The sequence below is a fragment of the Cyclobacterium amurskyense genome, assembly GCF_001050135.1.
Classification (GTDB): domain Bacteria; phylum Bacteroidota; class Bacteroidia; order Cytophagales; family Cyclobacteriaceae; genus Cyclobacterium; species Cyclobacterium amurskyense.
On sequence record NZ_CP012040.1, the window covers coordinates 5,589,827 to 5,604,309 of the forward strand.

Here is a 14,483-nt window from a genome sequence, read left to right on the forward strand (position 1 = left end):
AATTGGTATCTTCATAGGATAATCACAGCTATAAATCCTACTAATAAACCCATTTGACCATGCTTCGAATTTCCTCTTTTTTATTTAGCTTGGGCATCTTGTTTTGTACAAGCCTAAATGCTTTCTCCCAATCGAACCCTACCGACCAAGCTATTGCCAAGCATAGAAAAGGCAAGCTGATTGTCAATGCCAAGCCGGGAACCAAGGTCTCCATCAAGCAACTTTCCCATGAATTTTGGTTTGGAGCAGCCATTGCCAATGGTCTGGGATCGGGGAACATGAACCCTGATGACCTAAGCCAATACAAAACCTATTTCCTGAAAAACTTTAACAGTGCCGTTACAGAAAATGCACTCAAGTGGGCCAATATGGAAAGGGAAAAAGGCAAAGTCAATCACTTAACAGTAGAAGGAATACTAAATTGGACAGATGAAAATGATATCCCTCTGAGAGGGCATAACTTATTCTGGGGCATAGAGAAATTTGTACAGCCTTGGATAATGGAATTGAGTGATGAAGAACTGGAGGCAACCATAAAAAATCGAGCCATTTCCATTGCCAGACGGTACAAAGGGCGCTTTGTAGAATACGATCTAAACAATGAAATGATCCATGGCAATTATTATGAAGATCGGCTGGGGCCGGACATAACCTCGAAAATGGCCAAATGGGTGCTTGAAGGGGATCCTGACGCTCAACTTTATCTCAACGATTACGATATCCTAACAGGAAACAGATTGGCAGACTATTTGGCCCAAATTAGGGATCTCATGGCCCATAATGTTCCGATTGCCGGAATAGGTGTGCAGGGTCACTTGCATGGCAGTACCTTTGACAGAAAGGAACTGAAACGTAGCCTTGACTCTTTGGCACAATTTGGTCTTCCTATTCGAATCACTGAATTCAATATGCCTGGCCAACGATCCAAATTCCATAAAGACACGCAATTGGTTATGAGTCCTGAAGAAGAAAAACAAAATGCCATTGAATTGGTGGATTATTATAGCATTTGTTTTGCCCATCCGGCAGTGGAAGGTATCCTAATGTGGGGATTTTGGGAAGGAGCCAATTGGATACCTGCCTCTTCTTTATATACTCGCGACTGGCAGCCAAAACGGGCAGCTTATGCCTACCAAAAGTTGATATTTGAAACTTGGTGGACAGAAAAAACCGGCACTACCGATGCAGAAGGGAATTACTCTTTATCCGCTTTTTATGGCGATTACCAAATAACCGTTGATGGGAAAACGAGAATAATTTTACATAAAAAAAAGAATGGAGCAACCACCATTGATTGCTCCAATCCTTGATCCATTTATTTATTGATAATCCTTTCCGATCAAACTCTCTAAGACGGATTGTTGCCAATCATGCAAAGTATTTTCCATTTTCTCGGCAATTTCCGGGTGATCTGATAGTATGTTATTTTCCTCTGCCGGATCTGCATTGATATCAAAGAGTTCTTTTTCGGCTGCCTCACCAGTACTTCCATGGATCACCAATTTGTATTGATTACCCAATAAAGTCCGAGGACCGGAAAAATCCTCCTCTTGGATATCCGTTTGCTTAAAATTTTTAAAGTTTCTGGTAGGTATCCCATTCATCAACTTTACTAGAGGTGAGGTACCTTTTTGTAATTCCGGGTCTATATAATCGGCCAAACCTTCTCCATTGTTTCTTGGTCTACCATTCCAGAAGGCAATAGGCTCTGGTCTGTCATCCATTTTTCCTTCCAGCATAGGCAAGAGACTGATGCCATCAATGGGTCGATTAGGAAGTGCTTGACCTGTAATTTCACATAGGGTAGGAAATACATCACTGGAAACACCATGAACCTCGGTAATAAAAGGGTTCTTTATTTTTTCAGGCCATTCCAAAACAGAAGGAACTCGCACACCTCCTTCATATACCCGTCCTTTTTGACCTCTGAAAGGGACAGTGGCATTTCCCTCCTGAGGCGTTCCATTGTCTCCAAAGTACCATAGCAGGGTATTGTCTCGGATTCCCTCTCCGCCAAGATAGGTTCTTAATTGCCCTATAGACCTATCCATGGCTGTGATTTCAGCGAATCGTTCCCTTAAGACCTCACGTTGCAGCCGTTCTACCGGTCCACCGGTTTCGTTGGAAGTCAACCTAACCATCCGATTTCCGAAATCTTCCGGTAAACTATCATACAAGGCCAAGTCTTCGGGTTTTGCACTATAGGGCTCATGTGGTGAACCATACCAAATAACGACGAAAAATGGCTGGTCTTTTTCCTTTGATCTTTCAATGAAATCAATGGCCTCAGCAATCAATATTTCAGAACTTTCTCCTTTAAAGATCACGGGTTCAGCACCATTTCTGGAAAGATGCGGATTCATTTCAAAAAAATTGTCGTGAGAAAGGTATTCATCAAACCCAAAATGCTTTGGATTGGTAGGTGAAGCCTCTTTGACAGGGCCCAGGTGCCATTTCCCCAAGTGAGAAGTAACATAACCTGCATTTTTCATGAGTTCTGCTATACTAATTTCTTCCGGACGTATAGAATACCCCGGGGTAAAAGTGCCATACCTATTGGGATGTCTCCCGGTAATGATACTACCCCTGGTAGGGGAGCAAACCGGAGATGCCGAATAAAATCGATCCATTCTTACACCGGATTTAGCCATTTCATCCAATACAGGCGTGTGGAGAAATGGATGTCCATTGTATCCGGTTTCATCCCAGCCATGGTCATCGCCAAGCAGAAGTACTACATTGGGTAGGCTTTCTTGAGTTTCAGCCTTTTCATTACATGAGGCAAAAAGCCCTAATGTAAGAACCAAAAGAAAGTAATGTTTCAAGTATTTAGAAGTCAGTTCATTCATTGGGTTTATCATTAATTATCATTTTTATTTTGCCGGTTTTGCCGGCAAATCATTGTTTCTAATGGCCACTAACTTCTTGCTGACTTCCTCCTTTAGCTGGGCTACAATATCTTGATAAGCAGGGAAATTCGCCAAGTTATTAAATTGTTTGGGATCATGTTCCATGTCAAATAATTCAACACCATCACTTCCATCTTCATTGTAAAGAGTAAATGCCCATTTGTCATTCCTCAATAAGAAGGCATGCTTCCCTCCCCACCTATTGACAGAAAATGCCATGTCTCTGGTTTTAAAATTGGGGTCTTCTAAAGTTGGAACAAAGCTTATGCCTTGGATATTGTCCTTTACCTTCACTCCTGCCAACTCAGCTATGGTTGGATACAGGTCAATTAATTCCACAAAACTATCAGAAACCTGGGCTTTTTTGCCCGGTATTTTCACGATCAAAGGCACCCTTACGGATTCTTCTTTTAAACTCACCTTCATCCAAAAATCATGTTCTCCCAAATGAAAGCCATGATCAGAAGTGAAGATAACAATGGTATTGTCTTCAAGTCCCTCTTCTTTTAGTGTATTTAGAATTTTGCCAACCTGAGCATCCATATAGCTCACTGAAGCATAATAAGCTGCAATGGCTTTCTTCTGCTGTTCTTCTGTCATTTTCGCGTTGAGGGTGGTGACATAATTTATTCCACGCTCAGGAATATCATCCCAATCACCTTTGACTTTTGGAGGTAAAACTACTTGCTCATAAGGGAACCTATCGAAATAAGGTTTGGGGGCAACAAATGGCACGTGAGGCCTAACCAAGCCAACGGCTAAAAAGAATGGCTCGTCTTTATGTGCCCGAATTAAGGAAGATGCTTTTTCGGCTGTTTTACCATCAGAATGAACCAAATCATCCCCATCAGCCTTCACTATGGTCATTACATTCCCACCCTTTCTTGGCAATAATCCAAAGGGGTTGTTTTGCACCAATTCCGCTTCCCCATCTGCAGTCCATTCAGGGCCTTGACTGTTGTATCTTTCATTCCATGAAGCTTCATCGTCTGTGCCATTAGATCCTTTCTCTATGTCTATTGGAACTCCCATATGAAAAATCTTACTTACCCTGGCTGTAAACCAACCATTCTCTTTGAACAATTGTGGCCACATTTTTTTATCCGGACCAATATTCTCTCTTCCACTCAAATATCCGAAAGTCCCTGTAGCATGAGGATAATATCCTGACATCATAGATGCCCTTGAAGGACCACATACGGGATACTGACAATAAGCCCTAGTAAATCTGGTTCCTTCTTCCGCCAGCTGATCGATATTTGGTGTATATCCGGCAGCATTTTCGTAGGAAGAAACTGCTGTAGTAGTAAGGTCATCTGAAATTATAAAAAGAATATTCGGCTTCTTTGACTTTTGAGCCATCGTTTCCACTGATAGCGATAAACACAAAAGGTAGGTCGCAAATAATGCTATTCGTCTTAGCTGGGTATTCATGAATTTTATTAATTATTATTGGAGGTATAAGGTGTCAGTCGTTCTCGTTCCAAATCACTCTTAATCTCCGCTTCCGTTAATTTAAATGGTTCTTCTAATTTTTTCACCAAATCAGGCCTTTTCTCAGCCAAGTCATTGGTTTCTCCGATATCTTCCTGAAGGTTAAAAAGCTTCCAGGGCTCTTCATTACTTTCTCTAAAGATTTTATAATCTCCCCATATCAATGCCTCCTGCCCCTTGTATTTAAAAAACATGGAGGCATGGGGAGAATGTTTAGTTGCTCCTGTTAATACTGGCAGTGGGTTTCTTCCATCGTAATACCTGTCTTGTGGCAACTCTGCCTCAGCCAAATTAGCGGCAGCCTGCATCAGGTCCAAGGACCAAAGTCTGGTATCAATGGTTTCATTTGCTTTTACCTTACCGGGCCATCTCACCAAGGCAGGAACACGGATTCCTCCTTCCCAAAGGGTTACCCCTGCACCGTTTAAAGGCGCGTTGGACTGAATATCCAAGTAGGGATAAAATGCGCCGTTGTCGGAGTAGAAAAATACAAAGGTATTGTCAGCTATTCCCAATTCGTCCAATGAATCCATTAACCTGCCTACAGCCATGTCAATTGCAGTAACAATGGCATTGAATCTCTTTTTGGGATCTCTTTCATCAGGGCTCAAACCGTAAGGTTTAAAAGCATAATCCGGCGCTTTCCAAATATTCTCTTCCCCCGGTGCAATATTCCTGTCCCCCGGATGATGGGGTGCGTCGAAGGGTAAATAAACCATCCATGGCTTATTTTCAGAAGTTTTCTCGTTAATAAAATCTATGGCCGCATTGGCAAACAAATCTGTACTGTATTCTCCATGCCTATTGATTGCAGTGGTATTGTGGTAAAGGTCATGGCGTCCTGCATATACATGTGAAAAGTGGTCAACATTTCCGGAAGCAATTCCTAAAAACTCATCAAAACCTCTTTCTGTAGGCCTTGAACCCGGGGCAAAGCCAATGTTCCATTTTCCAAAAGCACCCGTCTGGTATCCATGAGGGCTGTTTTTCAATACCTTTGGAATAATAATTTCAGTTTGTGGAAGACCAATGCCATAATTTCCTGCCAATCCTCCAAGTTGATAGTCCAATTTGTTTCTTTGGGGTATTCTTCCGGTAAGCAAACTAGCTCTAGAGGCTGTACATGTAGGAGAACCGGTATAGAAATCAGTCAAAATAGCCCCTTGTTTGGCTATTTTATTCAAATTAGGGGTCAATATGGGTGAAGCCTCATTCATAAAACTAAAATCCCCATAGCCTACATTGTCTACGGTAATGATAAGGATATTTGGAGGAGAAGTTGAATTGGGACTTTGTCTTCCATATGAAGAAATACTACTTAGAAAACAAGCTCCTAATAGAACTAAAACAATACTATTAAATTTAATATGAGGTCTTTGCATTCGGTATAATTGTGATTAAAACAGGTGGTGGAATTAAGTGATATTACCAAATTATTCTTTTTGGTAACTGATATTAGGCAAAATTCCTGAAGCCTACAAGAGTAAACTATTTAAGGCAATTATTTTATACCATGACAGGTTTTATAGGTTATCAATGGTAAATATTTATTAATGAGAATTTGCGTATTTTCACTAATAACTCAATAATCACAAAAGTAAATTTTCCATATTATATTTTTATCCAAAAGAAATAAGCACTCCCAGAAAAACTGGGAGTGCTTACCCTTACCAACCTGTGTTTTGGGTCAATGCCGTATTCAATTCTCTTTCCCTGTTAGGAATAGGCCATAGATAATCCCTTTCAGGATCAAAGGACCTATCAAAACCATCCAGCGAAATTTGAATCAAATTGCCATCACCATCTACATATTGCATCCCAAGTGGAACACCGGGCATCACATCTTCAGCAATTTTCCATCTTCGAATATCAAATAAGCGGAATCCTTCAAATGCCAACTCAATCTGGCGCTCATTTCTGACAATGGAGCGCAAACTTTCTTGAGTTGAAGCTTGTTCTGATGTTACTGAAGGTAGCATAACGCTTTCTCTTTGTCTCACCTCATTTATTGCAGCATAAACAGTTTCATCCAACTCACCCAGCTCTATTTTAGCCTCTGCATAAGTCAGTAATACTTCTGCATAACGAATTAACATGATATTTAAACCTGAGTTTGAAGGATTACTATAATCTGCAGCATCCACATACTTTCTCACATTAAAACCCGAAGCAGTAGAATAAACAGTAATTTGAACTGCATCTGAGCCATCTGTGCCCGGAATGGATCCATAAGTACCTCCATCAGGTAAAGGTGTAATGCCTGTCAAAAACACTGATTGTTTCAACCTTGGATCCCTATTATCATAAGGATTATAAGGATCAAAACCGCTTTCAGGATCCTCAATAGCCAATCCATTAGCCATTGGATATGCATCGATAATGGCTTTTGTTGGCACATACAAACTCCCACTACTTCCTGAAGTCTGACTCCAAGGAGCTACGCTTGAATAAATATTATGTGCGTTTACATCTACCGCAAATTCCCTTGCAAGAATAACCTCAGAATTGTTTTCTCCTTCATACTGAAAAAGATTAAAATAATCAGGGTATAAGCTGAAGACTCCACTGTCCATCACTTCCTTAGCAGCTTCTGCGGCTTCGTTGTACCTTTGAGCATACAGCATTGCTCTGGCTTTTAATGCCAAAGCTGCACCTTTATCAATTCTTCCATTATTTTCATATGGAAGCCAATCTGCCGCTTGGGAAAGTTCATCTTCTATAAAATCCCATATCTCTACTATTGGAGTTCTTGTGATCGTACGCCCTCCTTCAATATCTATTCCCGAAGTAATTAAAGGAACATCTCCATACAGCATAATCAATTTAAGGTATATGTAAGCCCTAAGTGTCATTACTTCACCTTTAAACCTATTAATAGCCTCTTGATCATCCTCTTCTACAAGGTCTACATTGTCCATAAAATCATTGGCTCTTCGTATGCCTCTATAAGCATTTTGCCACTCTGAATAAAATTTACCTGAAGCGATAGTACCAAACCCACGTTGAATATCCGTGTTTGAATTAAATGGATGGTTGGTCATCAACTGATCTGTTATTCCATCAAAATAGAAAATATTTGTTCCGTCTAAAGAAGGATAAACAGCATTAGAGGCATATTCTAAATCTTCTAGTGTTTTCCAAAAGATCTCTTTTGAAATCCTATCGTTTGGAATTGTTTCTAATAAATCTTCTTGACATGCCACCAATGAAAAGATAGTTAAGCACAGCAATATATATTTAAAATTCTTCATGTTTTCAGCTATTAAATATTAAAACCTAACGTTTGCTCCAAGGGAATACATGCTTACTTGTGGGTAATACTGTCCCCTTCCTGAAGGTATCTCAGGATCCAAATCCCATCTATTTAACTCAGAAAAAGTCAACAAATTGGTAGCCCCAAGAAAAACACGAATACTGTTTACTGAAACTTTTTCTAAAATTGATTCAGGCAGTGTATATCCTAAAACTACATTCTTCAATCTTAGGTAAGAAGCATCAATCAACTGCGAATCTGAGGTTTGAAAATTCCTAGGATCCCCTTTGATTGGTCTTGGAAACTCTGCATCTGGATTTTCCGGTGTCCAATAGTTATCCGTATAAATCGCATGGGTAAAAGTTTCATAAGTAGCAATTTGCTGAAAAGCACCATCTAGTCTGGTCTTATGTCCTGCAGCTCCTTGAAATTGGTAAAACAAATCAAAATTACCATAGGTAAAAGTACCGTTCATGCCAAAATCAAATTTAGGGAAAGATAAGCCCAGGTATTGATGGTCATTTTCATTGATAATTCCATCTTCATTTACATCTACATACTTAACATCTCCGGGAGCACTATTGGGTCTAAGCGTAGGGTAATTATCTACCTCTTCCTGTGTTTGAAATACTCCATCTGTAATATAACCCCAGTGAGAATTTATAGGCATTCCTTCTTGTATAATGAATCGGGGTGCGGTTGTACCTCCAGATATGTAAGGCCCCGAATTCACTAAATCAATCACCTCATTTTTGTTTTGACTGAAATTAAGTCCCAGGTCATAAGTTAATTTCTGACCTCCACGATAATTTAATCCAATTTCATACCCTCTATTGTTAACAACTCCTGCATTCTGTACTGGAGCTCCTAAACCGATTAAAGCTGGAATTGGCAATTGAAGTAAAATTCCATCGGTAGTTTTATCATAATAATCAAAAGTCAAAGAAATCCTATCTTCCATTAAACCCATATCAAAACCAATATTGGTTTGATAGGTGGTTTCCCAAGTTAGATTCTGATTGGCAAGATTGGTTTGCGTAAATCCTTGTACCGGTGCTTCATTGAATGAATAATTGATAGCGCTTAGGGTTTCATAGAATGAATATAACCCTACTGCCTGGTTACCAGTACCACCATACGAACCTCTTAATTTAAATTCATTTATCAAATCTTTCCATTCTGTCCAGAAAGTTTCTTCAGACAATCTCCAACCTGCAGAAAAAGAAGGGAAAAAACTATATCTGTTATCTTGATTGAATCGTGATGATCCGTCATAGCGACCATTCACTTCAATGAAATAACGATCATTGAAGTTATAATTTAACCTAGAAAAATAAGATCTAAGCCCCCACTCACTATCAACTCCGGTAGCATCGCGGTTTTCATTGGAACCTTGACTTAAAGATTGAACATCGTTGTTATAAAACTCTTGTCGATAACCGGTAATATAGTTTGTCTCATGTTCTATTGTTGAATAGCCCAGTAAACCAGTAAATTTATGCTTGTTTATAGCTTTAGTATAAGTCAAAAGGCTATTTAAAGTACCTTCTCGAGTATTGGACCTGTATTCCCTTAGACTGTTAAAAGCACGTTGGGCAACTCTTCCGGTTAATGGGTCTTCATTTCTATATTGATTCAGAAAATTTTTCACTTGAACATGCGTATTTCTTATAGCATACTGTGTGGAGAAATTTAACCCAGGTAGGATTTCATAGTCGAATTTTACACTCCCCGTCAAGTAATCATTTATTGTTCTGCTGTCTCCTGTAAGTTCGGCAAATAGAAGTGGGTTATTCACTTGTGGACCTAGCCCATATTCACCTGACTCATATTTTGGCCATGAAAATTTACTAGCATGAAGCATGTACTGAAATACCAGTGACTCACCATTTCCTGCTACAGACCTTCCTGCAGGCTGAAGTGATTCTTTAGTCCGGTAATTTAAATCACCTGAAAACTTAATTTTTTCAGATGCTTTAAGGTCCAAATTCATCCTAAACTCATTCAGTTTATCGCTGAAATTCGGTGCAACACCATCAATTTCCTGATGTCTAACACTAAATCTTCCAGTAAAATTTTCACCTCCTCCACTTACTGAGAGGGTGTGATTTTGTTGAGGTGCTGTCTTAAGCATGCCAAGTTCATCTTTTCTCCAGTAAGGAAAAGGGAGAGGGTATTCAGGACTTGGTGCATTGGCAACATAATTGTCAATATATTCATCAGTGTAAGGAATAGTTCTGCCCGCATTTGCATAGGCATCATTTTCCAAGCGGAAATAGCTTTCCAGGTCCATATGCTCAGGTCTGTTGGTTACCTCCTGCAAGGCAAAATAACCGTCATAGCTAACAGAAATCTTACCTTCTGTACCACGTTTGGTTGTTACCAAAATAACACCATTAGCAGCTCTTGATCCATAGATAGCTGCAGAGGAAGCATCTTTAAGCACTGTTACTGAAGCAATATCATTCGGGTTAATGTCATTGATTCTTTGTTCAATTCCATCCACTATTACTAAAGGATTGTTGTTCCCAAGCGTGGTGATTCCTCGAATTCGAATATTAATATTACTGTTGCCCGGTCTGCCCCCCTGATCTACAACTGTGACTCCAGGAGCCAGTCCTTGAAGTGATTGTTGAAAATCTGCTACAGGTCTCCTTTCAAGCTTTTCTCCATCTACTTGCGCCAGTGAGTTGGTTACAGATAATTTCTCCTGAACACCATAACCTACGACTACTACTTCATCAAGCGATGTCTGATCCTCTTTTAATACGATGGAGAGTTGAGTCTGAGTACCAGGTACAATTCGCTGGGACTCGTAGCCAATAAAAGTGATCACAAGTACCTCCCCTTCAGGGACTTCAATACTAAAATTACCATCAAGATCAGACACCGTACCAATAGTGGTACCTTCAACAACTATTGTTGCTCCTGGTATAGGAGCTCCATTTACATCCTTAACTACTCCCTTAATAGGAGTGATCAATTCTTCTTCAGATGAATTTTCGGTTTCGGGCAGTCTACCCACATAAATGGTATTGTTTACCTGTTTAAACTTAAGTGCCGTATTTGCTGAAATTTCATATAGAATTTCATAGACAGATTTTCGGCCCGGTTCCAATACAAGTTTGCTATTACCCTTAAACTGATCATCTGCAAAAACCAACCTGTATTCAGTTTGCTTTTCAACGAGATCAATAATATTTCTAATATGCCATTCAGCCTGATTGACCTGTAGATAAGTTTCATCTATTGGCTTGATTTGCGCATTTGTGTCATTCGCAAGTAAGGTACTTAGGAAGATCACCTGCAACAGCAAACCATATAAGATATGACGTGATACCATTTTAATTAGGTGAAGTATTTTTGTTTTCATATTTTAGTATGTTTTTATAGGATGAAATTTTATAAGAACGGACAGGGTAAACCCGGACATTTGGCGATGGAGGGTTTATCCTGTAATTATTTATCTCATAGGCTAATTTGAATTAAGTTTGACATTTTTATTCTCAATTTTGTGATTGAAGTTCAATGTAAAGCCCAAACCGGAAAGCAAATTATCAAGGTTATCATTTTGAAAGGTACCCGAAACAGTCCTGTCTATGTTGATATTTTTATCTGTATCAAATTTCACCCCATACCAATCCTCTAGTTGCTGAAGAACGGCTTTAAGCTTTTTCTTTTGAAACTTTATTTGCCCGTCTTTCCAAGCAATTTCATTGGCATATTTAAAGGGTTTTACTGTCAATTTCTCGGAATTATTTATCCCATGTTCAACCATTTCTCCCGGCAATAAGAAGGCCTCATTAGTGGCATTTTTCACCTTGACCTTACCTTCAATTAAAGCTACTTTAGTACCTGTTGGCCTGTTGCTGACATTAAAGCTTGTCCCCAATACCTCCGTAGTTAATTCTCCTGCAAAAACTATAAAAGGTCTTTCCAAATCCTGGTGCACTTCGAAAAATGCCTCTCCTTCCAAATAGACCTCTCTGAATTGCTTATTGAATGTAGAAGGAAATTTGATATTGGAATTACTGTTTACTAACACTTTGCTTTCATCAGGAAGGATGAGATATAACTTCTCACCTGAAGGAACAGATTTCTCGATCCATTCTGTTAGAACAACTTCCTCCTGAGTTTTGGAGCTATTTTCCAAAATTACTTTTGCAGATAAAAATAGAAAACCTGCCAATATCAACCATACTGCTGCAGATTTTAATAGTGGATACCTATTCCGGTCAATTGTAATTTCAGATTTATTACCTGTCTTCTGTTCTATTTTACTCCAGAGGTCATTTTTCTTATTATCAGAATAGATGGTATGTGCAGATTCTTCCCAAGATGCCTCAAATATCTTATTGATTTCCTTTCCAGAATTATTATTCTCAAGCCATTTACCTACCTCTATTTCTTCCTTTTTAGGAGATAAACCATTTAGGTAACGTCTTAATTTTTCTTTGTCCAATTTCTTTGCCTTTTTTTATAATACACTGGCAAAGTAGAAATCACGTGCTTTTCAATTAAAAAATGTTAAAAAAACTTTATGAAAAAATTAAATCTTAATGTTCTGTTATCAGCAATACAAAATTTCATTCATAAAAAGCAGAAATAAAACTATGTTATCAAAATTATTCACCTTAAAAGACTTTTTTGCCTTATAAATATGGTGCTCAACAGTACGGGTAGAAATTGATAATTTTTCTGCGATTTCCTTATTAGACAAGCCATCGATTTTACTTAAAATAAAAACTCTTTGTCGAATTTTAGGCATTTTACTAACAACTTCAAGCGCTTCACGTGTTGTTTCCTTCAGGCAAATTTCTCTTTCAATGTCCAACCCATCAAAAGATTTTTCATCCGAAATATTAGAAAGATCACACATTTTTTTTTGATCTCTTATCCGATTAAGTATTCTATTTTTGATGGACCTATAAAGATATGCTGAGAAAGACTTTTCAGGGTCAAAAGATTTTCTATTGTCCCAAACACCTATAAAAACTATTTGTACAACCTCTTCTGCCTCTTCTGCATTTAATAGAAAGGAAGAGGCAAAACCCAACATTCTGTCTATGTACCGATGGTACAACTCCTCAAATGCAAATTTGTCACCTTGTTTTAAAAGCAAGACTAAATCCGTTTCATTATGTTGAGATTTTTTCCTCACTCTTTTCTTCAAATGGAATTTTAATTGACTTAAATGATAGCGTTAAAATTAAAAAAATTATCCAATAAAGGATTCCTCATGCATTTCCTTTCCAAAAACATCTCTATGTTTGAAACTGATTTTTGGCTTACCTGATTTCCTGTCTACATGAATAGACAGAAAGCCTCCTATCAAATTAAGGTATTGATGCTCTCGCCGAACGTCACCTTTATCCCAACCCTGCACATGATAATCACTCACCGGGCCTGATCCAAATTCCATCAGTCCCGTTTCAGCATCTTTGGAAACGTATTGCCAGTGCCTGTCTCCATTTACTACAAACATGTTTTTCTGGCTGGAAAGGTAGCGCCTTAACCATTCTCCTTCATGGCTAAAGTTACTATTGGAATGATTGTCTTTCTTTTTCTCTCTATCCGGACCAACTATGGGAGTAGCCGTAAAAAGAAGTTTGAAAGTAGCATCTGATTCAGCTACAGATTTGGTAAACCAATCTATTTGCTCCTTACCCCAAATACTCTTTTCAACACCATCTTCCATGTCATTGGCCGACCTGTACTCTCTGCCTTCCACCATCCAGAATTGTAGGTCTTTGCCCCAGCGAACTGTACGATAAGGTTTGTCATCTATTGGTACATTTTCATACCAAAGCTTAACGCCATCTTGAAAGGTTAAATCTCCATAAGGTCCTTTGCCAAGATAAGCATCGTCTTTTAATACATCATGGTCATCCTTGATCATATAAATAGGGACTTTCTTGAAAAAATCTCTCAAGGAAGGCCAGCCATTCATTGCGTGCCATTTGTGACGTGCTTTTTCAATATTTTTAGCCAATGGGCCTGGTTTGTCATAATAGATGTAATCACCTGTATGCACAAAAAAGTCGGGATTGAGTTTGGCCATGCTGTCATAGGTATGAAAACCTCTTTTCTTGTCATCAAAACTCCAGAAATACTGACAAGTGGAAGTAGTTAAAAGTACAGGAACTTTGTCATTCCTCCCTGGTGCGGTTGAAAAAGCCCCACTTTCATAATTCACTTTTCTGGATGCTGTACTTTTTGCTTCCAATTCAATTTGATAAGCATGTCCCGGCTTAAGTCCCTTCACTGGAATTTGGGCTGTAAAGTCATTCTCAGCGCTTGCCTTTTTCCAGTCAGAAGTAAAAACAACACGCCCTTGTTTATCTTTCACTATAGCCCTTACCAAACCCTCTGTTCCAGCTACAGCCCCATCCATTTTACTTACCTCCTGATTTTCATCAAAATCAATTGGATGTCTGAACACCTTTTCTATTCGTTCATGTCTAACAGGGTTTGGTTCGGCCTGAGCACAAAGCCTTGTCCAAAGCATCGATGTCTTGGTATCTACCTCTGCTATTTTAAATCCATTGGTAAAAAAGGGCCCTTCAGTATCCATCTTGATGGTAAAAGAATTGGCTTTTGAGGCAATCTTGGGTGCTACTGCAAACGTTAGAAGTCCAGTGAAAATCTTTTTAAAAAAATCTCTTCTGTTATTAAAGTTCATCTTGGTTTTTTTATTATTCTGGTATTGGAACTTGGTTTAACATGGATTATGGTATAGGCCTATATATCAAGTAATTCAAACACTTTATTTGAAAGGTTCTGAAATCGTTATGCATAATACGGGTTAATTTCTAAAAAAGGAAAAT

9 protein-coding genes are annotated in these 14,483 nt (G+C 38.7%); 1 reads left to right on the forward strand and 8 read right to left on the reverse strand.

Annotated elements, in window-relative coordinates:
* Positions 1-59: 59 nt before the first annotated feature.
* Positions 60-1,310 (forward strand): endo-1,4-beta-xylanase, encoded by a 1,251-nt coding sequence (locus tag CA2015_RS22280; protein ID WP_048643894.1) that lies wholly within the window; start codon positions 60-62, stop codon positions 1,308-1,310.
* A 9-nt stretch (positions 1,311-1,319) separates the two neighbouring features.
* On the opposite strand, the gene CA2015_RS22285 is transcribed toward CA2015_RS22280, so the two are convergent.
* The 8 genes from CA2015_RS22285 to CA2015_RS22320 form a co-directional block, all read right to left on the reverse strand.
* Positions 1,320-2,861 (reverse strand): sulfatase family protein, encoded by a 1,542-nt coding sequence (locus CA2015_RS22285; RefSeq protein WP_048643895.1) that lies wholly within the window; start codon positions 2,859-2,861, stop codon positions 1,320-1,322.
* 12 nt (positions 2,862-2,873) lie between these two features.
* The gene (locus tag CA2015_RS22290) at positions 2,874-4,343 is read right to left on the reverse strand and encodes a sulfatase (RefSeq protein ID WP_048643896.1); all 1,470 of its coding nucleotides are present in this window, start codon (positions 4,341-4,343) and stop codon (positions 2,874-2,876) included.
* Between the two features lie 8 nt (positions 4,344-4,351).
* Entirely contained in the window at positions 4,352-5,785 is a 1,434-nt protein-coding gene (locus CA2015_RS22295; RefSeq protein WP_048643897.1) for a sulfatase-like hydrolase/transferase, read from the reverse strand.
* Between the two features lie 285 nt (positions 5,786-6,070).
* On the reverse strand, positions 6,071-7,654 hold the full coding sequence (locus CA2015_RS22300) for a RagB/SusD family nutrient uptake outer membrane protein (RefSeq protein WP_048643898.1): 1,584 nt from the start codon (positions 7,652-7,654) through the stop codon (positions 6,071-6,073).
* An 18-nt stretch (positions 7,655-7,672) separates the two neighbouring features.
* A complete protein-coding gene (locus CA2015_RS22305; RefSeq protein ID WP_048643899.1) occupies positions 7,673-11,029 on the reverse strand; it encodes a SusC/RagA family TonB-linked outer membrane protein in 3,357 nt (1,118 codons plus the stop codon).
* Between the two features lie 102 nt (positions 11,030-11,131).
* Positions 11,132-12,118, reverse strand: a complete 987-nt coding sequence (locus tag CA2015_RS22310; protein ID WP_048643900.1) for a FecR family protein — start codon at positions 12,116-12,118, stop codon at positions 11,132-11,134.
* A gap of 108 nt (positions 12,119-12,226) precedes the next feature.
* Entirely contained in the window at positions 12,227-12,829 is a 603-nt protein-coding gene (locus tag CA2015_RS22315) for an RNA polymerase sigma factor (protein ID WP_048643901.1), read from the reverse strand.
* A 45-nt stretch (positions 12,830-12,874) separates the two neighbouring features.
* On the reverse strand, positions 12,875-14,338 hold the full coding sequence (locus CA2015_RS22320) for an alkaline phosphatase D family protein (RefSeq protein WP_048643902.1): 1,464 nt from the start codon (positions 14,336-14,338) through the stop codon (positions 12,875-12,877).
* Positions 14,339-14,483: the final 145 nt, after the last annotated feature.

Excerpts from the sequence above, each read along its gene's own strand:
- CA2015_RS22280 (WP_048643894.1), top strand. The coding sequence starts at position 60 with ATGCTTCGAATTTCCTCTTTTTTATTTAGCTTGGGCATCTTGTTTTGT.
- CA2015_RS22285 (WP_048643895.1), bottom strand. The coding sequence starts at position 2,861 with ATGATAAACCCAATGAATGAACTGACTTCTAAATACTTGAAACATTAC.
- CA2015_RS22290 (WP_048643896.1), bottom strand. The coding sequence starts at position 4,343 with ATGAATACCCAGCTAAGACGAATAGCATTATTTGCGACCTACCTTTTG.
- CA2015_RS22295 (WP_048643897.1), bottom strand. The coding sequence starts at position 5,785 with ATGCAAAGACCTCATATTAAATTTAATAGTATTGTTTTAGTTCTATTA.
- CA2015_RS22300 (WP_048643898.1), bottom strand. The coding sequence starts at position 7,654 with ATGAAGAATTTTAAATATATATTGCTGTGCTTAACTATCTTTTCATTG.
- CA2015_RS22305 (WP_048643899.1), bottom strand. The coding sequence starts at position 11,029 with ATGAAAACAAAAATACTTCACCTAATTAAAATGGTATCACGTCATATC.
- CA2015_RS22320 (WP_048643902.1), bottom strand. The coding sequence starts at position 14,338 with ATGAACTTTAATAACAGAAGAGATTTTTTTAAAAAGATTTTCACTGGA.